General features: G+C 71.7%; 18 protein-coding genes. 6 read left to right on the top strand and 12 right to left on the bottom strand.

Annotated features, from left to right (window positions below; genetic code table 11):
- Positions 1-97 precede the first annotated feature (97 nt).
- Positions 98-937, bottom strand: a complete 840-nt coding sequence (locus tag ACGF8B_RS20245) for an MOSC domain-containing protein (protein WP_392740236.1) — start codon at positions 935-937, stop codon at positions 98-100.
- A complete protein-coding gene (locus ACGF8B_RS20240) occupies positions 934-1,590 on the bottom strand; it encodes a CatB-related O-acetyltransferase (RefSeq protein ID WP_392740233.1) in 657 nt (218 codons plus the stop codon). The genes ACGF8B_RS20245 and ACGF8B_RS20240 overlap by 4 nt, the downstream gene beginning before the upstream one ends.
- 75 nt (positions 1,591-1,665) lie before the next feature.
- Here ACGF8B_RS20240 and ACGF8B_RS20235 point away from each other — a divergent pair, with 75 nt between their 5' ends.
- The 4 genes from ACGF8B_RS20235 to ACGF8B_RS20220 all read left to right on the top strand — a co-directional run bounded on the left by ACGF8B_RS20235 (position 1,666) and on the right by ACGF8B_RS20220 (position 5,448).
- Positions 1,666-2,334 carry an O-methyltransferase gene (locus tag ACGF8B_RS20235; protein WP_392740231.1) on the top strand — a complete coding sequence of 223 codons (669 nt, stop codon included), beginning with the start codon at positions 1,666-1,668 and terminating at the stop codon, positions 2,332-2,334.
- Between the two features lie 93 nt (positions 2,335-2,427).
- Entirely contained in the window at positions 2,428-2,946 is a 519-nt protein-coding gene (locus ACGF8B_RS20230) for a proline dehydrogenase (protein WP_392740228.1), read from the top strand.
- A gap of 219 nt (positions 2,947-3,165) precedes the next feature.
- On the top strand, positions 3,166-4,377 hold the full coding sequence (gene fabV, locus ACGF8B_RS20225; protein WP_392740226.1) for an enoyl-[acyl-carrier-protein] reductase FabV: 1,212 nt from the start codon (positions 3,166-3,168) through the stop codon (positions 4,375-4,377).
- Positions 4,378-4,575: 198 nt separating this feature from the next.
- The gene (locus tag ACGF8B_RS20220) at positions 4,576-5,448 is read left to right on the top strand and encodes an alpha/beta fold hydrolase (protein ID WP_392740224.1); all 873 of its coding nucleotides are present in this window, start codon (positions 4,576-4,578) and stop codon (positions 5,446-5,448) included.
- A 120-nt stretch (positions 5,449-5,568) separates the two neighbouring features.
- On the opposite strand, the gene ACGF8B_RS20215 is transcribed toward ACGF8B_RS20220, so the two are convergent.
- From ACGF8B_RS20215 to ACGF8B_RS20175, 9 genes are all read right to left on the bottom strand, one after another.
- The gene (locus tag ACGF8B_RS20215; RefSeq protein ID WP_362445666.1) at positions 5,569-6,210 is read right to left on the bottom strand and encodes a superoxide dismutase; all 642 of its coding nucleotides are present in this window, start codon (positions 6,208-6,210) and stop codon (positions 5,569-5,571) included.
- Between the two features lie 130 nt (positions 6,211-6,340).
- On the bottom strand, positions 6,341-7,756 hold the full coding sequence (locus ACGF8B_RS20210; protein ID WP_392740222.1) for an FGGY family carbohydrate kinase: 1,416 nt from the start codon (positions 7,754-7,756) through the stop codon (positions 6,341-6,343).
- A 14-nt stretch (positions 7,757-7,770) separates the two neighbouring features.
- The gene (locus tag ACGF8B_RS20205) at positions 7,771-8,817 is read right to left on the bottom strand and encodes an NAD(P)-dependent oxidoreductase (RefSeq protein WP_392740219.1); all 1,047 of its coding nucleotides are present in this window, start codon (positions 8,815-8,817) and stop codon (positions 7,771-7,773) included.
- Complete coding sequence (locus ACGF8B_RS20200; RefSeq protein ID WP_392740217.1) at positions 8,814-9,890, bottom strand: ABC transporter ATP-binding protein; 1,077 nt, start codon at positions 9,888-9,890, stop codon at positions 8,814-8,816. Before ACGF8B_RS20200 ends, ACGF8B_RS20205 begins: the two co-directional genes overlap by 4 nt.
- Positions 9,891-9,910: 20 nt before the next feature.
- Positions 9,911-10,729 (bottom strand): DeoR/GlpR family DNA-binding transcription regulator, encoded by an 819-nt coding sequence (locus ACGF8B_RS20195; protein ID WP_384748472.1) that lies wholly within the window; start codon positions 10,727-10,729, stop codon positions 9,911-9,913.
- Positions 10,726-11,847: an ABC transporter ATP-binding protein gene (locus ACGF8B_RS20190; RefSeq protein ID WP_392740213.1), complete on the bottom strand. Its 1,122-nt coding sequence runs from the start codon at positions 11,845-11,847 to the stop codon at positions 10,726-10,728. The genes ACGF8B_RS20195 and ACGF8B_RS20190 overlap by 4 nt, the downstream gene beginning before the upstream one ends.
- Positions 11,844-12,674, bottom strand: a complete 831-nt coding sequence (locus tag ACGF8B_RS20185) for a carbohydrate ABC transporter permease (protein ID WP_384748466.1) — start codon at positions 12,672-12,674, stop codon at positions 11,844-11,846. The genes ACGF8B_RS20190 and ACGF8B_RS20185 overlap by 4 nt, the downstream gene beginning before the upstream one ends.
- Before the next feature lie 37 nt (positions 12,675-12,711).
- Entirely contained in the window at positions 12,712-13,683 is a 972-nt protein-coding gene (locus ACGF8B_RS20180) for a carbohydrate ABC transporter permease (RefSeq protein WP_392740211.1), read from the bottom strand.
- Between the two features lie 3 nt (positions 13,684-13,686).
- Positions 13,687-15,114: an ABC transporter substrate-binding protein gene (locus ACGF8B_RS20175; protein ID WP_392740208.1), complete on the bottom strand. Its 1,428-nt coding sequence runs from the start codon at positions 15,112-15,114 to the stop codon at positions 13,687-13,689.
- Between the two features lie 159 nt (positions 15,115-15,273).
- On the opposite strand from ACGF8B_RS20175, the gene ACGF8B_RS20170 reads away from it, so the two are divergent.
- Together ACGF8B_RS20170 and ACGF8B_RS20165 are read left to right on the top strand one after the other, a co-directional pair.
- On the top strand, positions 15,274-16,701 hold the full coding sequence (locus ACGF8B_RS20170; protein ID WP_392740205.1) for an FGGY-family carbohydrate kinase: 1,428 nt from the start codon (positions 15,274-15,276) through the stop codon (positions 16,699-16,701).
- A 93-nt stretch (positions 16,702-16,794) separates the two neighbouring features.
- Positions 16,795-17,436, top strand: coding sequence for a histidine phosphatase family protein (locus ACGF8B_RS20165; RefSeq protein WP_392740202.1), 642 nt, complete (start codon positions 16,795-16,797; stop codon positions 17,434-17,436).
- Here the strand turns inward: ACGF8B_RS20165 and ACGF8B_RS20160 are convergent.
- A complete protein-coding gene (locus ACGF8B_RS20160; RefSeq protein ID WP_392740199.1) occupies positions 17,426-18,844 on the bottom strand; it encodes an amino acid permease in 1,419 nt (472 codons plus the stop codon). The genes ACGF8B_RS20165 and ACGF8B_RS20160 overlap by 11 nt on opposite strands.
- Positions 18,845-18,910 lie beyond the last annotated feature (66 nt).

Genomic DNA, 18,910 nt, shown 5'->3' with positions numbered 1-18,910 from the left:
TGGCTCACCCGCCTCGCCACCAGGAGACCGAATCCGCTGTAACCCACAAGGGAACAGGGGCGGTGTTCCGGTCCCGAGTGCGTGACGTCCGGTGTACCTACGCGCCGAGCCACTCCGCGACCTCGACCACGTCCCCGACGCTCACCACGCCCTCGCAGACCACCGCGTTCTTCGCGCCGAAGCTGACCTTGTTGTTGAACTCCGGTTCGCGGCGGTACGTCGACAGGGTGCGGATCGGTTCCGGACCGGCGCGGTGGCCGGTGGCCTGGTCGACCATGGGGACGGCGCAGCGCGTCGCCCGGGTCGAGTGGGCCAGTTCCACCGTGCCGAGGAGCATCCGGCGCACCCGGTCCTCGAAGTGGGGCTCGTCGTCGCCGGTCAGGACGATGTTGGGGCGGAAGCGGTTCATCGGGACGGTCTTCGCGTCGCCCCGGGCGGTGATGCGGGCGTTGAGGCCGTCCAGGGAGGCCGTCGAGGTGACCAGCACCGCGTGCGCGTCCGCGAAGTTGACCTTGCCGGGGGTGTCGCCCCAGCCGTCCCGGTCGAAGCCGGGAAGCACCCGCACCAGACGGGACTTCACGCCGAGCGCGTCGGAGAACCACTCCGCGACCTTGTCCCCCTGGTCGGCGGCCATGCCGAGGGGGCGGTCGAACATGCTGACGTCACGGCGCGCGCCGTCGCGGTCCACGTCCAGGCGCAACGGCTCGACGCCCTCGGCGGTCAGGGCCAGCGCCGCCCCGCCGTCCAGGACCCCGACCCTGATCGCGGCCATCGCGGGGTGTGTGCGCTGGCTGCGGAAGGAGCCGTCGGCCGCGTCCACCACCATGAACGTACGGTCGTGTGCCAGCCCCGTGCCGAGGACCTGCGCGGAGTCGACCGTGGTCCCGGCGCAGCCCTTGACCGGGTAGTAGGCCAGTTCGCGGACGGTGATCGTCATGGTGTCCCCTCCGGGGCAGCCGCTTCGAGGGCGTCGACGCTGCCGGACATGATGGTGCGGATGTGTCGGGTGAGGTGATCGGTGGGCCAGTCCCACCAGGCGACGGCGAGGAGCCGGGCGACGGTCTCCTCGTCGTAGCGGGTACGGATCAGCCGGGCCGGGTTGCCGCCGACGATGCCGTAGTCGGGTACGTCCGAGGTGACGACCGAGCCGGCGCCGATGATCGCACCGTGTCCGATGCGTACGCCGGGCATCACCATGGCGTCGTAGCCGAACCAGACGTCGTTTCCCACGACCGTGTCGCCCCGGCCCGGCAGCCCGGTGAGCAGGTCGAAGTGCTCGGCCCAGGAGCCGCCCATGGAGGGGAACGGGAAGGTGGACGGGCCGTCCATCCGGTGGTTGGCGCCGTTCATGATGAACCGCGTCCCGGTCCCCAGTGCGCAGAACTTCCCGATGACGAGCTTCTCCGGGCCGTAGTGGTACAGCACGTTGCGCGTCTCGAACGCGGTCGCGTCGTCCGGGTCGTCGTAGTACGAGAAGTCTCCGACCTCGATCAGCTCGGACTTCACCAGAGGCTTCAGCAGTACGACCCGGGGCTGGCCGGGCATCGGGTGCAGAACAGTGGGGTCGGCGGGGGCCGGGCTCGTGTCCATGGCGCTCATCATCGCATCCACCTCGCATGATGTAGGTTCCTTTTGGGAACTCATTGGGCCGGAGAGAGGGAAGCCATGACGGACGCGCGGTGGGCCGAGGTCGACGACTACTTCAACGGACTGCTGGTGGGCCCGGACGAAGCCCTGGACGCGGCCGTGGAGGCCAGTGACGGGGCGGGTCTTCCGGCGATCCAGGTCGCGGCCAACCAGGGCAAGCTGCTGAACCTGCTGGCCCGGCTCCAGGGTGCGCGCACCGTGCTGGAGATCGGCACCCTGGGCGGCTACAGCACCATCTGGCTGGCCCGCGCGCTGCCGGAGGGCGGCAGGGTCGTCACGCTGGAGGCCGATCCGGCGTACGCGGAGGTGGCGCGGGCCAACATCGAGCGGGCGGGGCTCGCGGACGTCGTCGAGATCCGGGTCGGCCGGGCGCTCGACACGCTGCCGGAGATCGCGGAGGAGGGGTACGGGCCGTTCGATGTGGTGTTCATCGACGCCGACAAGCCGAGCAACCCCGACTACCTCGCCTGGTCCCTGAAGCTGACCCGGCCCGGGAGCCTGATCGTCGCCGACAACGTCGTGCGCGACGGAGAGGTGGTCGACGGCACCAGCGCCGACCCGAAGGTGCAGGGTGTGCGCCGGTTCACCGAACTCGTAGCCGCCGAGCCGACGTTGAGCGCGACCGCGCTGCAGACCGTCGGGAGCAAGGGGTACGACGGGCTGATGATGGCGCTGGTCACCGGCTGACGACCGCACAGGTCCGCCCGGACACGGGACCCCTCGTCCCGCTCCTCTTGCCGCCCTTTCCCGACTGCGGTGAAGCGGGGGCAGAATGCGCTCATGGATGCTGGAATCGCCGCGCTGCTCGGTGCCGCCGTCGGCTCGCTCGCCACCCTCGGCGCGGCGCTCGTGAACGGGCGTGCCGTGGCACGCTCGCAGTACGCCCAGTGGCGCAGGCAGCACCGCAGGGACGCCTACGCGGACTACCTCGGCGCTCTGCACGATCGCGACCTGGCCATGGACGCCGTCTTCGACGTACTCCGGCCGGACAGTCCTGACCTGCGGGAGGTCGACGAGAAGGTGCAGCACTTCGTCACCCTGGCACGTGAGGTGCACCGTGTGGCCGAAGTCGTCATCATCGAAGGGCCGCTTCCCATGGTGCAGGAAGCCGACCGGGTGGCCCGGGCATCCGGTGACCTCTCCGACGTGATGCGGCGGATGGTGAGGAACGCTCACGCGGGGGACGCCTCTCGCAAGGCAGCGGACACCGCCGGTGCCGCCGAGCGGGAACACGTCCTCTACCAGGCCGTGCAGAGCTTCCGCTCGGCAGCCAGGGACGTTCTCGGCAATCCGGACTGAGCCGGTGTCCCGCGCGGTCGAGTCCGGAGGAACGCCCCCGGGGCCTTCCCTGGGGCCTCCGGGGAAGGCCCCAGGGGGAAGCCTCCAACAGTTGCCGGGCAATACTGTCGTCGGCGAGGTGATCACCCGTCCACGCACCGTCGCAGACTTGCAGGGCGCGGTGCATGCCCTCGCGGCCGCCGCTTCCTCGTCCGTGCCGATCCGTAAGGACCCGAATCCATGAGCGAACACGTCATCGCCCCCAAGAACCGCGGATTCCTCTTCCTCGATTCCCATCCGGCGGGCTGTGAGCGGCTGGTGGAGGAGATGTGGCGGGCAGTCCCCGCCCCGCCCCGGGCGCCCGACCGGGCACCCGTGGCGCTGGTCATCGGCTCCTCCGCCGGGTACGGGCTGGCCGCGACGATCGCGGGTCTCGCCCGTGCCGGGATCCGCGGCATCGGGGTCTGCTTCGAGAAGGCCCCCGGGCGGCGTACGGGTACGGCCGGCTGGTACCGCACGGCCGCGACCGCCGAGCTCGCCCGTCGGCACGGTCACGACATGGTGTTCCTCAACGGGGACGCGTTCTGCGACGAGATGAAGAACCAGGTCGCCCAGGTGCTGGAGGAGCGGTTCGACGGCCGTCTGGACTACCTGATCTACTCGGTGGCCGCCCCGCGCCGTACCGACCCCGTCACCGGAACCACGTACGCCTCCGTCCTCAAGCCCATCGGCGAGGCGTACCGCACCAAGACCCTCGTCTTCGACGACGGCGGCACCGGTGAGGTGCGGGAGGTCGGGACGCAGCCGGCCGACGGCGACGACATCGAGCAGACCGTCGCCGTCATGGGCGGTACCGACTGGGAGCGGTGGATCGACCATCTCGCCGACCGCGGACTGCTCGCCGAGGGATTCACCACCGCGGCCCTCTCGTACATCGGCTCCGCGCTGACGGCGGCGATCTACCGGCAGGGCACCATCGGTGCCGCCAAGTCCCACCTCGAACAGACCGCCCGCACCCTGGACGAGCGGCTCGGCAAGCTGGTCGGCGGGCGCGCGGTCACCTCGGTCAACGCGGCCGCCGTCACCCAGTCCTCGACCGCGATCCCCGGCATCGCCCTGTACGTCGGGCTGCTCCACGGTGTTCTCGGCCGTGCCATGGTCCCGCCGATCGGCCAGCTCACCGACCTGTGGGACCAGCTCACCGGCGCCCGTCCGCTCGACCTCGACGACGAAGGACGGGTGCGCCTGGACACCTGGGAACTCGCCCCTGACGTCCAGGCGGCCGTCACCGAGCGGTGGAACACCGCCACCACCGGGAACATCACCGAGCTCGCCGACCTCGGCTGGTTCCACGCCGAAGTGCAGCGGCTGTACGGATTCGCCGTGCCCGGCATCGACTACGCCGCGCCGGTCGAGACCGACGTCCCCTGGCCGGCCGCCGTCACCCCCTGAGCCGCACCGATGAACGCACCGGCCACCGGGCCGCAGCCAACTGACATGCTTGTGGCGATCATGACGAGCGGTCAGAGAGGCGGGGAGTGTCCGGGGAAAGGACCCGGCCGGCCCGGCCCGCTTGGCTTGCCTGGCCTGGTCTGCGGTCGGCGGGAAAACCCTTGGACGCGGACGATGGACCCGGCCATGATCGGATGCATGGATTTGTACGTGATCAACCCGGTTCGTAGCGGTACGGAGCAGCTCCCGGGAGGGCGGTCGCTGGGCTGGGCCGAGTGGGGGCCCGCGGACGGGGTGCCGGTGCTGTTCTCGCCGGGGGCGGCCACCAGCAGGCACCTCGGGTTCGGCGCCGAGGTGCTGGACGCGCTCGGCGTGCGGCTGATCTCCGTCGACCGCCCCGGCCTGGGCGCCTCCTCGCCCCTGCCCGGCCGCACCTTCGACGACTTCGTCGACGACGTCCGCGCGTTCGCCGGTCTGCGCGGCCTGGGGCGGCCCCTGATGGTCGGCAACTCCCAAGGGGCGCCGTTCGCGCTGGCGTGCGCCGCGGCCGGAGCGGTCCGGGCGCTCGCGGTGGTCTCCGGCGGGGACGAGATCGCCGAGCCGCGGTTCGCCGACGCCCTGCCGGGCGAACTCCGGCGCCTGGTCGACCTCGCCGTCCTCGACCCGGCCGCCGCCGAGCAGGTCTTCGCCGGGTTCAGCTCACAGGCGATGTGGGACATGGTCATGTCCGGCAGCCCGGAGTGCGATCTCGCCGTCTATCAGCAGCCGGCGTTCGCGGCCGCCTACCGGCGCGCGCTCGACGAGGCCTTCGCGCAGGGAGCGGCCGGCTACGCCCGGGACACCGTCCTGGCCATGGGGCGCTGGGGCATCGCACTGACGGACATCGCCGTACCCGTCGACCTCTGGTACGGGGAGAAGGACACCGGCCACTCGCCCGACCAGGGGGCCGGACTGACCGAGCGCATCCCGGGCGCGGTCCGGCACCTGCTGCCGGAGGCCGGTGGGGCGGTGCTCTGGACGCATGCCGAGCAGGTGCTGAGCACGCTGCTGGGGCGCGCCGCGGCAGCCTGACCCCTCGAACACACAGAAGAACCCCCGCCTGCACGTCCAGGCGGGGGTTCTCCCTTCATCCGCCTGCCCGGTGAAGGTTGAGAAGACGATCACGAGGCAGGACGTCCGGGCGTCCTCCGGTCAGGGGGCGAGCAGCAGGACGTCGGCGCGCTCCTTGGCGGCCGCGTAACGCTTCGCCACGTCCTGCCAGTTGACGACGGCCCACATGGCCTCGATGAAGTCGACCTTCTGGTTCTTGTACTGGAGGTAGAAGGCGTGCTCCCAGGCGTCGAAGACCAGGACCGGGACGGAGCCCTGGCCGACGTTGCCCTGGTGGTCGTAGACCTGCTCGACGATCAGCTTGCCGCTGACCGGCTCGTACGCCAGGACGCCCCAGCCGGAGCCCTGCGTGGTGGCCGCGGCCTTCGTCAGCTGGGCCTTGAAGCCGGCGAACGAGCCGAACGACTCGGCGATCGCGTCCGCCAGGTCGCCGACACCGTCCGCGGCGAGCGGCTCGCCGCCGCCGTCACCGGTCATGTTGTGCCAGTAGATGGAGTGCAGGATGTGGCCGGAGAGGTGGAACGCGAGGCTTTTCTGAAGCCCGTTGATCGCCCCCCAGGCCTCCTTGTCGCGGGCCTCCGCCAGCTGCTCCAGGGTGTCGTTCGCACCCTTCACATAGGCGGCGTGGTGCTTGTCGTGGTGGAGCTCGATGATCTGCGGATTGATGACCGGTTCGAGCGCCGCGTAGTCGTACGGGAGTTCCGGAAGCGTGTACGTGGCCATGTGGTCGAACCCTCCAGCTGCTGTCCTGTTGTTATTGCAACCTATATGCAAGAGCAGGCTAACAGCAGGAGGGGTCGAAAATGATCAGCCCTTCGACGTAGGTCCGGGGTCGCGTCCGGGAATGGCAGGCTCAGGCGCGGGCGTGCGTGCGGGCCTGAGCGAGCCGGTTCAGGTGGTCCTCGTACGCCTTCGTGTAGTGCGCCGCGTGCGCCGGGTCCGGTTCGACGATCGAGGTGGGGGCCGTCCACGCGGCCGTGTCCAGCTCCACGCCGAAGCGCTCCGCCGCCGCCAGCACCGCGCCGCGTGCGCCGACCTCGCCCTCCACGATCCGGACCGGCCGGCCCAGCACATCGGCGAACAGCCGCATCCACGCGGGGGAGCGGGTGCCGCCGCCGCACAGGGCGAGGGTGCCGGTGAGGCCCGCGGCCTCCAGACAGTGCCGGGCGGCGAAGCCGATGCCCTCGCAGACGGCGCGGATCAGATCGGCGGGGGTGGTCTCCAGGGACACCCCGGTGAACTCGGCGCGCAGCCTCGGCTCGACGAACGGGGCGCGTTCGCCGGACGGGGCGAAGTAGGGGAGCACCCGGACCCCGTTCGCGCCCGGCGCGGTGGTGGCGAGCAGCGCGTCGACCTCCGCGTGGCGTACGCCGGTGGTGGTCAGCACCCAGTCCAGGGCCGCCGTGCCGACCATCGCGGGCATGGCGCGCAGCCAGTGGCCGGGACGGTCGGTGGAGATGTGCAGGCCGGCCGGTTCGCCGTCCAGGTCGAGCTGTTCGGTGGCCACCAGCGAGGCCAGACAGGTGCCGACGATCAGCAGCCCGTCGCCGGGGCGGGTGACACCCGCGCCCAGCGCGCAGGCCGGCAGGTCGTACGGGCCGTTGGAGATCCGTAATCCGGAGGGGAGCGCGGCGGTGGCCACCGGGTCGCTGACCGGGGCGAGGAGCGGCGCCCGGTGGGCGAGGCCGAGCGCGGCCACCACGTCCGGGGCGTACGCGCGGGTCACCGGGTCCAGGAACGGCATCGACGCGTCGGAGACGTCCGTGGCCCGGACCCCCGTCAGCCGCTGGAACACCATGTCCTTGCAGTACAGGGCGGTCGCCGCGGCGTCGAGCGAGGCCGGTTCGTGCCGGTCGAGCCAGGCCAGCAGCGGGCCGGGGCAACCGGGGAACATCGCGCTGCCGGTGCGCCGGTAGACGGTCTCGAAGACCCCGGACGCCAGCCAGGAGCCGACCAGTTCATGGGCCCGGCCGTCCATCCAGGAGATCGCCTTGCGGACCGGCCGGCCCGCCCCGTCGACCAGCCAGACACCGTCGCCCTGGCCGGTGAGGCCGACGAACCCGGCTCCGTCGGAGCCGAGCGCGTCCAGCACCTCGCGAACCGCGCCGTACACCTCGTCCATGTCCTGCTCCACGGACCCGCCGTGGATCGCGAGCCCCACCGGGCGGGACTCGACGGCCAGCGTGCGGCCGCCCGGGTCGAAGGCGGCGGCCTTCACCACGGACGTGCCGACATCGACGCCGATGTATCTCGTCGTGCCTGCGGTCATCGTCACGGTTCCTCTCACAACGCGTGGGCGAGCGGCTCGTCCCGCACATGGCGCGCCACCTCGGCCGCCGCGATCCGGGCCGCCTTCTCCGCGACAGCCCGGCTGGCCCCCGCCACGTGCGGGGTCATCAGCAGACGCGGGGTACGGAACAGCCGCGAGTCGGGCGGCGGCGGCTCCTGCTCGTACGTGTCGAGCGCCGCGGCCCGCAACTGCCCCGAGTCCAGGGCGTCGCACAGCGCGTCCGTGTCCAGCAGCCCGCCCCGCGCCGCGTTCACCAGCACCGCGCCGCGCGGCAGCATCGCCAGCTCGCGGGCGCCGATGAGGTGCCGGGACTCCGGGGTGAGCCTGGCGTGCAGGGTGAGGACCCGGGAGCGGGACAGCAGCGCCTCCAGCGACGCGGCGCGCATGCCGTGGACGTCGCCGCGCACATAGGGGTCGTACACCTCGACCTCGGCACCGAACGCGGACAGCACCCGGGCCACCCGGCTGCCCACCGCGCCGTACCCGATCAGGCCGACCGGGGTGTCCTCCAGCTCCAGGCCGCAGTTCTCGTACGTGTAGTGGGTGGCGTCCCAGCGGCCGTCCGCGGCGAGGGAACGGTGGGCCTCGGGGATGCGGCGCAGCGCGGAGAGGATCAGCCCGACGGTGAACTCGGCGGTCGCCGCCGCGTTGCGCCCCGGCGCGAAGCACACCCGTACGCCCCGGGCGCGTGCGGCGGCCGCGTTCACATTGACCGGGCCGCCCCGGCAGACCACGATCAGCCGGAGGTCGGGGGCGGCGGCCAGCACCCGCTCGGTGAACGGGCCCATCTGGGTCACGCACACCTCGACCCCGTCCAGGGCGGCGATCAGCGCGTCCTCGACATCACTCGCCTCGTCGACCTCGGCGACCTTGCCGAAGGGCTCCAGGGGCCAGGGCAGGGTGAGTTCGGTGAGCTGCGGCTCCGTGCCGGTCGGGCCGAGCGCCTGGTGCACGGCCTCGGCGAGCAGCGAGTTGCGGACGAAGTGGTCACCGGCGAGCAGAATCCTCGTGGCGGGGCGGACCGTCTGGGGGCGGGTCATCGCAGAGCGTCTCCTGTCTGGGCGTCGAAGACATGGACGTGCCGGGGATCGGCGGTGATGCGTACGGTGTCGTCCCGGTCGAGCCGTACCTCCGGACCGGTCACGACGACCAGCGGCTCCGCCACCCCGTCGAGCGAGAGCGTGGCGATGCCGGATTCCAGCAGGGGCTCATGGGCGGCGACCCGGGCCCGTGCACCAGTGTCGTCCAGGCGCACATCCTCCGGGCGGATGCCGAGCACCACCGCGCGTCCCGCCGCGATCCGGTGCGGTACGGGAACGCGTACGGAGTCCGAGAGGCGCACCGCGCCCGAGCCGGTGGCCGTGCCCGGCAGCAGATTGACGGCCGGCTCCCCGACGAAGTCGGCGACGAACAGGTTCGCCGGGGCGTCGTAGATCTCCTCGGGGGTGCCGAGCTGCTGGATCTCGCCGTCCCGCATCACCGCGATCCGGTCGGCGAGCGACAGCGCCTCCTCCTGGTCGTGGGTGACCAGGATGGTGGTGTGGCCGCTGTCGCGCTGGATCCGTTTCAGCTCGCGCCGGGTGGTGTCCCGCTGGCCGGCGTCGAGATGGGAGAGCGGCTCGTCCAGGAGGAGCACGTCGGGCACCCGGATCAGCGCGCGGGCCAGGGCGACCCGCTGCTTCTGGCCGCTGGAGAGCCCGGCCGGGCGGGCGTCCAGGAGGTCGGTGATCCCGAGCCGTCCGGCCATCGCGGCGACCCGGCGGCCGATCTCGGCCCGGCCGCACCCGCCCCGGGCGGCCAGCCCGAAACCGAGGTTCTCCGCGACCGTCAGCGGCGGGTACAGCGCGTAGTTCTCGAACGCCACCCCGATGTTGCGCTGCCGGGCCGGGAGCGGTACCACCGACGAGCCGCCGATGAGGATGTCGCCGCCGGTGACCGTCTCCAGGCCGGCGATCATCCGCAGGGTGGTGGACTTGCCGCAGCCGGACGGGCCGAGCAGCCCCAGCAGCTCGCCGGAGCGCAGCTCGACGTCGATGGACCGGACGGCCTCGACGGCGGCTCGGCCCCGCCCGGTGTAGGTCTTGCGCAGTGCGCGCAGGGCCAGTTCAGTCATCCCTCACCGCCGCCTCACCCTCACCCGTCATCGCCGTCCCCCGTTCCGGAGTCCCGTCCGGTGGAGCAGACCTCGTAGGGCACCTTGTGCTCGTCGAGCTCGCTCAGCGCCTGCGGGGACGCCCCGTCGTCGACCAGCAGCAGATCGAAGCGGGAGAGCGGGGCCAGCCGGTGCAGGGCGACCCGGCCCAGCTTCGAGTGGTCGAGCAGCAGCACATTGCGGCTCGCCGAGTCGAGCATCGCCCGCTTCACGGCGATGATGTGCTGCTCCTGGTGGTAGGCGAAGCCGCCGGACGCGGCGGAGGTCGAGGTGAAGCAGATGTCGACCTGGAGCGACTGCACCGCCTCCACGCAGGAGACACCGAGGAACGAGGAGTGCAGCGGGTCGAAGTCCCCGCCGAGGCCCATCAGATGGATGCCGCGCTCCTGCGACAGCAGGTTGATCGCCTCCAGGAAGTTGGTGACGACGGTCAGCGGGGTGATGGAGCGCAGCCTGCGCGCTATCTCCAGCGTGGACGTCGAGTCGTCGAGCATCACCGCCATGCCCGGCTCTATGAGCTTCAGGGCCCGCTCGGCGACGGCGGCCTTCTCGGCCCGCATCGTCTTCAGCCGGTAGGAGACGTTCGACTCGAAGACGCCGGACGGCTGGGCGGTGACGCCGCCGCGGAACTTGCGGACGATGCCCTGCCGTTCCAGCTCGTCCAGATCGCGGTGGATGGTCATCAGGCTGACGTCGAAGCGCTCCGCCAGCTCTGCGGCGCTCACCTCGCCCTGCGCGAGGACGTACTCGGCTATGGATGCCTGGCGCGGGGCGGGGCCCCGCTGCGGAACGTTGCTCACGTGCTGATCCTTCGTCCTGGACGTGCCGGCCGGTCGGCCTCGAACAGCAGCAGACTCTCAGGCGGTACGGAGAGCCGGACCGGCCGGTCGGGACTCAGTCCGGCCGCCTCGGCGCGCGGGACGACGAGGGACAGCCGCTGCCCGCCGATCCGCACGGTCACCTCGGTGGCCCGGCCGAGCAGCTCGGTGACATGGACGGCGCCGGTCAGCTCCAGGTCCGGGCGCCCGGTGCCGCCCCCCGCCGGACCCCAAAGGCCGATGTCCCGGGGCCGTACGCCCAGTTGGACGGCGGTCCCGGGCGGTGCGGGCACCGTCAGCGGCAGCTCGTACGCCCCGTCCGGCGACCGGAAGTGCCCCTCGGTCGTCACCGTGCCGGGCAGCAGATTGATCCGCGGCCGGCCGAAGGACCGGGCGACGAAGGTGTCGTACGGGCGGTGCCACAGCTCCTCGCGGGTGCCGGTCTGCACCATCCGGCCGTCCCTGATCACCCCGATCCGGTCGCCGAGCGCCAGCGCCTCCACCGAGTCGTGGGTGACGTACAGCGTGGTCGTGCGCCGGACCGCGCCGATCGCCCGCAGCTCCGCGCGCATCGCCTGCCGCAGCTTCGCGTCCAGATGCGACAGCGGCTCGTCGAGCAGGAACGCCCTGGCCGGCCGGACCAGCACCCGGCCGAGCGCCACCCGCTGCCGCTGACCGTTGGAGAGCCGGCCCACCTGGCGGTCCAGCAGGGCGCCGATGCCCAGGAGCTCGGCGATCTCCCCGATCCGCTCGCGCGCCTCGGACGCGGGGAGGCGGTGGCGCGGCGAGCGGAGCGGGGAGGCGAGGTTGTCGTACGCGGTGCGGTGCGGGTAGAGCGCGTACGACTCGAAGCACATGGCCACGCCCCGGTCGTAGGGCTCCACACCCGCCATGTCCGCCCCGTCCAGCTCGACCGTCCCGGCCTGCGGCTGTTCCAGGCCCGCGATCGTCTTGAGCGTGGTCGTCTTCCCGGCGCCGGACGGGCCGAGCAGACAGAAGAACTCGCCCTCGGCCACCTCCAGGTCCAGGCCGTCGAGCGCGGTGTGCTTCCCGTACCGCTTGCTGACACCGCGCAGCGCGATGGCCGCCCGGCCGGTCATGACTTCACCGCCCCGAACGACAGCCCGCGCACCAGGTACCGCTGGATGGTGAGCGCCAGCAGCAGCGGCGGGACCACCGAGACCAGCGCCGCCGCGGCCGTCAGGTTGTACTTGGGCCGGTCGCCGCCGAGGAAGGACAGCGCCCCGACCGTCACCGTCTGCGCGTTCGACGAGGTGAGGATCAGCGGGAAGACGAAGTTGTTCCACGCGAAGATGAACGCCAGCAGCGAGACGGCCGCGATCCCCGGCTTCACCAGCGGCAGCGCGACCCTGAAGAACGCCTGCTTGCGGGTGTAACCGTCCAGCAGCGCCGCCTGCTCCAGCTCGGGGGAGAGATCGGAGAAGTACGACCGCATGATCCAGACGATCAGCGGCAGCGTCACCAGTTGCAGCACCCACACCATGCCGACGTACGTGTCGAAGAGCCCCAGCCGCTGGTAGAGCACGAACAGCGGGATGATCACGGTGAGTTCGGGCGCGAAGCGGAACGAGAGCAGGGTGAACATCAGGTTCTCCGAGCCGCGGAACCGCCACCGCGCGGCGGCGTACGCGGCGGGCAGCCCGATCACCAGCGACAGCGCGACCGCGCCCAGCGACACGACGAGGCTGTTCACGAAGAACCGGAGGAACGGCACCCCCTGGTCGCCCCCGGCACCCAGCACCGTGCGGTACGAGTCGAGGGTCGGGGTGAACGAGAAGTACGTGCTGAACAGCTCGTTCGTCGGCTTCAGCGACAGGACCACCATCCACGCGACCGGGAACAGCGCGAAGACGAAGTAGCCGATCAGCGCCAGATCCGCGGCGACGGAGAGCACTCTGCGCCTCACCGGTCCGCCTCCGCGCCGACGCGGGGCACCGTGCGCCTCATCCCGGCACCTCCGCCGCCCGGTTCTGGATCCGGCCCAGATAGCGCACCAGCACCATCGTGACCAGGTAGACCACGGCCCAGAGCACGATCATGTAGCTGATCCCGAACGAGTAGCGCTGGAAACGGATCGCCTCCAGATAGGCCCGGATCTGGAGCACCATCGTCGAGTCGCCGGGCCCGCCCTCGGTCAGCGCGTAGATGATGTCGAAGACCTTCAGCGAGTCCATGAACCGGAAGATCACGGCGACCAGCACGTACGGCCAGAGCATCGGCAGCGTCAGCCGCCGGAAGGTGAACCACCAGCCCGCCCCGTCGACCGCCGCCGCCTCGAACGGCGAGGCGGGCAGCGAGCGCAGACCGGCCAGCGCGAGGATCGCGACGAACGGGGTGTAGACCCACACGTCCACCGTGATCGAGGAGAGCAGCGCGCCCGTCGGGGTGTCCGTCCACTGCACACCGCCCAGGCCGAACGGCTCCAGGAGATGGTTGATGACCCCGACCGACGGCTGGAGCATCAGCTTCCACATGATCGCGGCGATCACCGGCGCGATCATCAGCGGCAGGATCAGGATCTTCTCCAGCACCCGCCCGACCCGGCTCGACCGGTGCAGCAGCAGCGCCACGGACACTCCGAGCACCGTCTCGACGGCCGCCGCGCCGACCGCGTACGCGACCGTCACCCGGGCCGAGTCCCAGAACGCCGGCTGGGTGAGGATCCGCCGGTAGTTCCCGATGCCCACCAGGTCGGGCTGCGGCCTGCTCGCCGCGAAGTCGTACAGCGTGTAGTAGAGGCCGAGCCCGAACGGGTAGAGGATCCCGCCGGTCAGCAGCAGCGCGGGCACGATCAGCAGATACGGCCGCAGCGAACGGCGCCACGCCGGAACCGCCCGCACCACCCGCTTCCCGGGCCCCTGGCCGGCGGCCGCCCCGCGGCCGGTCTCCGGCACGGTGGCCGCGCGTCCCGGCACCGGTCAGCCGACCTTCGACGCCAGATCGCCGGCCAGGCCGTTCAGCACCGACGAGGCGTTCTTCCCGCCGTAGATCTCCTGGAGCGCGGCGGCCCAGCTGGTCGTCGCGTCGAAGAACTGCTCCTGCGGGGTGAACTGGATCCTCGTCTCGTCGACGACCGTCTCGAAGGTCTCGATGAACCCGGGGATCGCCCGCATCTTGTCCTTATACGCGGCGTCCCGGCTCACCGACTTCCGCACCGGGTCGATGTGGTTGTGCTCGACCGCGCCCCTGCGCAGGTGCTCCTTGCCGGTCGCCCACTGGAGGAACAGCCAGGCGGCGGACTTGTTGCGGCTGCGGGCGTTCATACCGAGCGACCAGATCCACATGTTCGTGGCGAGCGAGCCGCCCGGGCCCTTCGGGCCGGGGTGGAAGGCGATCTTCCCGGAGGCGGGCGAGGCCCCCTCCACCGCCTGGAAGTACGCGGCGGTGTCCGCGTCGAAGAGCATCCCCGCCTTCTTCGCCCCGAGGTCGCCGGAGCACTGGTACCAGGTGTACGAGGTCCAGGACGGCGGCCCGCCCTTCCTGACCATCTCCGCCCAGTCCCGGGTGAACGCGACCGCCTCCGGGGAGTTCATTGCGGGCTTCACCTTCCCGCCCTCGACGGTGAAGTCCTTCAGGCCGTTGCGGGCGTACATCGTCATGAAGCCGGGATGGATCGTCGCCCAGCTGCGCGAGCCGCGCACCGCGACCCCGTACATCCCGTCGAAGCCCGCGCCCGGCGCCCGGCGGGTGATCGCCCCGGCGATCTCGCGCAGCTCGTCGAAGGTCTCGGCGGGCTTCAGGCCGAGCTTCTTGAACACCTCGGTGTTGTACGCGACGACATTGGTCTCCCAGCCCCACGGCAGCGCGTACTGCCCGCCCTGCCCGAGCGGCGCCCCCGCCTCCAGCGACCACTGGTCGGCCGCGAGCAGGTTGGGGAAGAAGTCCTCCCGGTCCCAGTCGTCCCCGGTGGCCGAGGAGTTGCGCATCCAGGGGCCGAGATCCTCCAGCCAGCCCGGCGGCCCGTACTGCCACACCATGTACGCGCCGAGCATGAACACGTCGTAGGAGGCGCGCCCGCTGGACAGGTCGACGGTGAGCTTGTCGAAGTAGTTGTCCTCCGGGAAGACGTCGTACTCGACCCTGATCCCGGTCTTCTCGGTGAACGCCTTCAGATCGGCGATCAGCGCATCGGTGTACGGGTGCTTGTTGAGCAGCGCCTTGACGGTCCGGCCCTCGGCCCGCTTCCAGTCGAACGGGCCGGTGACGTCGTCGGCCGCGGAGCCGCCGCCCTTCGGACCGCCGTCGCCGAAGCCCGCGCCGCACGCGGTCAGCAGCGGGGCGGCGGACGCGGCCGCGACCGCACCGAGGGCGAGGAACCGTCGCCGGTCGTGCGCGTGCATGTCCATCCGTGACCTCCACGGTCCGGCCGGAGATGGGTGGGGGGGTGCCCGTTCACACGTTGAATCGACTGGTTAACAGAGCTTGGAACAACGAAAGTTGGCCGTCAATCCCTCGCGCAACGGAAATTCTCGGTGCAGAGTGAGAACTTCACAGAGGGGACCGATATGTGGATGGGCATCGATCTCGGCACGCAGAGCGTCCGGGCGGTGGTGGCGGCGGACGACGGCGAGATCCTCGGCAGCGGCTCCGCCCCGCTCACGGGCAGACGTGACGGGGTACGGCATGAGCAGCGGCCCCTCGACTGGTGGACGGCGCTGTGCGCGGCCAGCCGGCAGGCGCTGCGCGACTGCCCCGCGCCGCGTGCGCTGGCCGTCTGCGCCACCTCCGGCACCGTGCTGCTCGGCGACCGGGAGGGGCGGCCGCTGACCCCGGGGGTGATGTACGACGACGGGCGGGCCGTCGCGGAGGCGGCCAGGGCCAAGGCCCCGCCGAGCTGGGCGCTGCCCAAGGTGATGTGGCTGCTGAAGGAGCACGGGCCAGGGGCGGGTGAGGCCGTACGGGTGATGCACCAGGCCGATCTGGTCCTGGCCCGGCTCGCCGGGACGCCGCTGCCCACCGATTCCAGCCATGCCCTGAAGACCGGCTACGACCTGGAGCGGGACGACTGGCCGCGGCGCCGGTTCGGGAAGCTGGGCCTGCCCGACGGGATCTTCCCGGACGTGGTGCGGCCGGGCACGCGGATCGGCGAGGTGGGGCGGGCGGCGGCCGAGGAGACCGGGATCCCGGCGGGCACCGCCGTCGTGGCCGGGATGACGGACGGGTGCGCGGCGCAGCTCGCCTCCGGCTCGCTCGCCGTCGGCTCCTGGAACTCGGTGCTCGGTACGACGCTGGTGCTGAAGGGGGTCACCTCGTCGCCGGTCGAGGACCCGGCCGGGGTCGTCTACAACCACCGCGCGCCGGACGGGAGCTGGTTGCCGGGCGGCGCCTCGGGCGTCGGCGGCGGGGTGCTGACCGCCGCCTTCCCGGACGTGGACCCGATCCGCATGGACGCGCTGGCCCGCGATCACGAACCGGCGCGGGTGGTGGCGTATCCGCTGGTGGCGACGGGGGAGCGGTTCCCCTTCGTGGCGCCGGAGGCCACCGGGTTCCTGCTCGGCGAGCCCGCCTCCGAAGCCGAGCACTGGCTGGCCCTGCTCACCGGCGTGGGCCTGGTCGAACGGCTCTGCTTCGACTACCTCGACCTGCTCGGCGCCCAGCAGTACGACCGGCTCACCTTCACCGGCGGCGCGGCCCGCAGCGGCTACTGGAGCAGACTGCGCGCCGACATCCTGGGCCGGTCCGTGTACATCCCGCAGTACAGCGAGCCCGCCCTCGGCATGGCCGTCCTCGCCGCGTACGGTGCGGGGGCCGGGACCAGCCTGATCAGGACAGCGGGTGCGATGGTGCGGCTGCGCCACGTGCTGCACCCGCACCCGGTGCGCACGGCGTGGTACACCGAGCCGTACCTCACGCTGGTGGACGAACTGGAGCGACGCGGCTGGCTCCCCGGCCCGGTCGCCGCCCACGCCCGCACCCGGGCGGAACGGCCGTGACCACGCGCCACCGCCCGGACCCGAACGGAGAAGCCATGACTGCCCGGACCCGAACGGAGAAGCCATGACTGCCCGGACCCGAACGGAGAAGCCATGACCAGGAGCCCGGCCACCCTGCTGCTCGCCCGCCACGGGCAGACCGTCTGGCACGCGGAGAACCGCTATGCCGGGGTCAGCGACATCGCCCTCACCGACGAGGGCCGCCGCCAGGCCCGGCAGCTGGGCGACTGGGCGCCCCGCAACGGGGTCGACGCGATCTGGACGTCCACGGTCGGCCGGGCGATCGAGACCGCGCAGCCCGCGTGCGAGGCGCTCGGCCTCGTCCCCCGGCGCGAACACGAGCTGCGCGAATGCGACTTCGGCGAGGTGGAGGGGCGCACCCTGGCGGAATTCGCGGCCGAGCAGCCGGAACGGGCCCGGGAGTATCGCGCCGACCCGGTGGCCCACCCCTTTCCGGGGGCCGAGGACCCCCGGGCCGCGGCGGCCCGGGGGACGGCGGCGCTGCGCCGGATCGCGGACGGGCACCCGGGGCAGCGGGTGCTCGTCGTCGCGCACAACACCCTGCTGCGGCTGGTGCTGTGCGAACTGCTGTCGATTCCGCTGGGCTCCTACCGCCGGGTCTTCCCGCAGCTGCGGAACGCGGCGGTGAGCGAGGTGCGGATCGGCGAGGCGGGCGGTGCGCTGCTCTCCCTCAACGTGCCCTGCGCACCGGAGGCACCCGGCGTCAGCCGCTGACGGCCGCCGCCCGGCGCTGGCGTACGACACCGACGGCGCAGAGCACGAGGGTCATGACACCGGTGGCCAGCAGCTGGTCCCGGGTGTCCGGCTGGCGGAGCATCAGGAAGAAGATGCCAGCCATGGCGAGGAGCGCCACCACCGTCAGGAACGGGAAGAACCACATCCGTACCACCAGCAGCTCGGGCGCCACGCGCTCCAGCCGGGCGCGCAGGATCAGATGGGAGACGGCGATGAAGATCCAGACGACCAGGATCACCGCGCCGATCATGTTGAGCAGCCACGGGAACACGTCGTCGGGACGCCAGTAGCTGAGCAGCACGCACAGGAAACCGAACACGGAAGAGACCAGGACCGCGGTGCGCGGGACGCCCGAGGAGATCCGGCCGAGCCGCTTCGGGCCCTGGCCCCGGCCGACCAGTGAACAGGCCATCCGCGAGGCGCCGTAGATGTTGGCGTTCATCGCGGAGAGCAGGGCGACCAGGATGACCACGTTCATGATCTCGGCCGCGCCGTGGATGCCGAGGTGGTCCAGCGCCGCGTAGAACGGGCCGACCTCCACGACCTTCGGGTCGTCCCACGGGACGAGCGTGACGACGACCGCCATCGAGCCGACGTAGAACAGCGCGATCCGCCACATCGCCGTCCGCACCGCACCGGCGACTCCCCGCACCGGGTTCTCGGACTCGGCCGCGGCGATGGTCACGGTCTCCAGACCGCCGTACGCGAAGACGGAGGCGAGCAGCCCGATCACCAGGCCCTCGGCGCCGTTCGGCATGAAGCCGCCCGCACCACTGAGGTTCTCGGTGCCGGGGGCGTCGGTGCCCGGCAGCACCCCGAGGATCGCCAGCACGCCGAGGACCAGGAAGAGCGTGATCGCCACGACCTTGAGGGTGGCGAACCAGAACTCGAACTCGCCGAACTTCTTCACCGAGGCCAGGTTGGTGCCCAGGAAGACCACCATGAACAGCGCGACCCAGGCCCACTCCGGGGTGCCGGGCAGCCAGCCGGTGACGATCTTCGCGGCGCCGATGCCCTCCAGGCCGACGGCGACGCAGAGCAGCACCCAGAACGCCCAGCCGGCGGTGAACCCCGCCCAGGGGCCGATCGCCCGCTCCGCGTGGACGGAGAAGGAGCCGGACGCCGGGTTCGCCGCCGACATCTCGCCGAGCATGCGCATCACGAGCATGACCAGCAGCCCGGAGACGGTGTACGCGATGATGATCGACGGGCCCGCGGCGGCGATGCCCGCGCCCGAGCCGACGAAGAGTCCGGCGCCGATGACCCCGCCCAGGGCGATCATCGACAGATGACGCTGCTTGAGCCCGTGGGTGAGAGCCGAATCGGCCCCGGTGTCGGAGACGGCGGCCGGGGAGCCGGTGGGGGGAGACGCGGAATTCCGAGACATGGACAAGCTCTGTTCGATCGGTGGTACGTGGGGGACGCACGGGTGGTACGTGGGGGGACGTGCGCG

The organism is Streptomyces sp. NPDC047917, from assembly GCF_043204345.1.
GTDB lineage: Bacteria > Actinomycetota > Actinomycetes > Streptomycetales > Streptomycetaceae > Streptomyces > Streptomyces sanglieri.
This window is presented reverse-complemented; position numbering and strand designations above follow the sequence as displayed.

Excerpts from the sequence above, each read along its gene's own strand:
- ACGF8B_RS20235 (WP_392740231.1), top strand. The coding sequence starts at position 1,666 with ATGACGGACGCGCGGTGGGCCGAGGTCGACGACTACTTCAACGGACTG.
- ACGF8B_RS20205 (WP_392740219.1), bottom strand. The coding sequence starts at position 8,817 with ATGACCCGCCCCCAGACGGTCCGCCCCGCCACGAGGATTCTGCTCGCC.
- ACGF8B_RS20215 (WP_362445666.1), bottom strand. The coding sequence starts at position 6,210 with ATGGCCACGTACACGCTTCCGGAACTCCCGTACGACTACGCGGCGCTC.
- fabV (WP_392740226.1), top strand. The coding sequence starts at position 3,166 with ATGAGCGAACACGTCATCGCCCCCAAGAACCGCGGATTCCTCTTCCTC.
- ACGF8B_RS20210 (WP_392740222.1), bottom strand. The coding sequence starts at position 7,756 with ATGACCGCAGGCACGACGAGATACATCGGCGTCGATGTCGGCACGTCC.
- ACGF8B_RS20200 (WP_392740217.1), bottom strand. The coding sequence starts at position 9,890 with ATGACTGAACTGGCCCTGCGCGCACTGCGCAAGACCTACACCGGGCGG.
- ACGF8B_RS20175 (WP_392740208.1), bottom strand. The coding sequence starts at position 15,114 with ATGGACATGCACGCGCACGACCGGCGACGGTTCCTCGCCCTCGGTGCG.
- ACGF8B_RS20190 (WP_392740213.1), bottom strand. The coding sequence starts at position 11,847 with ATGACCGGCCGGGCGGCCATCGCGCTGCGCGGTGTCAGCAAGCGGTAC.
- ACGF8B_RS20170 (WP_392740205.1), top strand. The coding sequence starts at position 15,274 with ATGTGGATGGGCATCGATCTCGGCACGCAGAGCGTCCGGGCGGTGGTG.
- ACGF8B_RS20230 (WP_392740228.1), top strand. The coding sequence starts at position 2,428 with ATGGATGCTGGAATCGCCGCGCTGCTCGGTGCCGCCGTCGGCTCGCTC.
- ACGF8B_RS20240 (WP_392740233.1), bottom strand. The coding sequence starts at position 1,590 with ATGGACACGAGCCCGGCCCCCGCCGACCCCACTGTTCTGCACCCGATG.
- ACGF8B_RS20245 (WP_392740236.1), bottom strand. The coding sequence starts at position 937 with ATGACGATCACCGTCCGCGAACTGGCCTACTACCCGGTCAAGGGCTGC.
- ACGF8B_RS20220 (WP_392740224.1), top strand. The coding sequence starts at position 4,576 with ATGGATTTGTACGTGATCAACCCGGTTCGTAGCGGTACGGAGCAGCTC.
- ACGF8B_RS20165 (WP_392740202.1), top strand. The coding sequence starts at position 16,795 with ATGACCAGGAGCCCGGCCACCCTGCTGCTCGCCCGCCACGGGCAGACC.
- ACGF8B_RS20160 (WP_392740199.1), bottom strand. The coding sequence starts at position 18,844 with ATGTCTCGGAATTCCGCGTCTCCCCCCACCGGCTCCCCGGCCGCCGTC.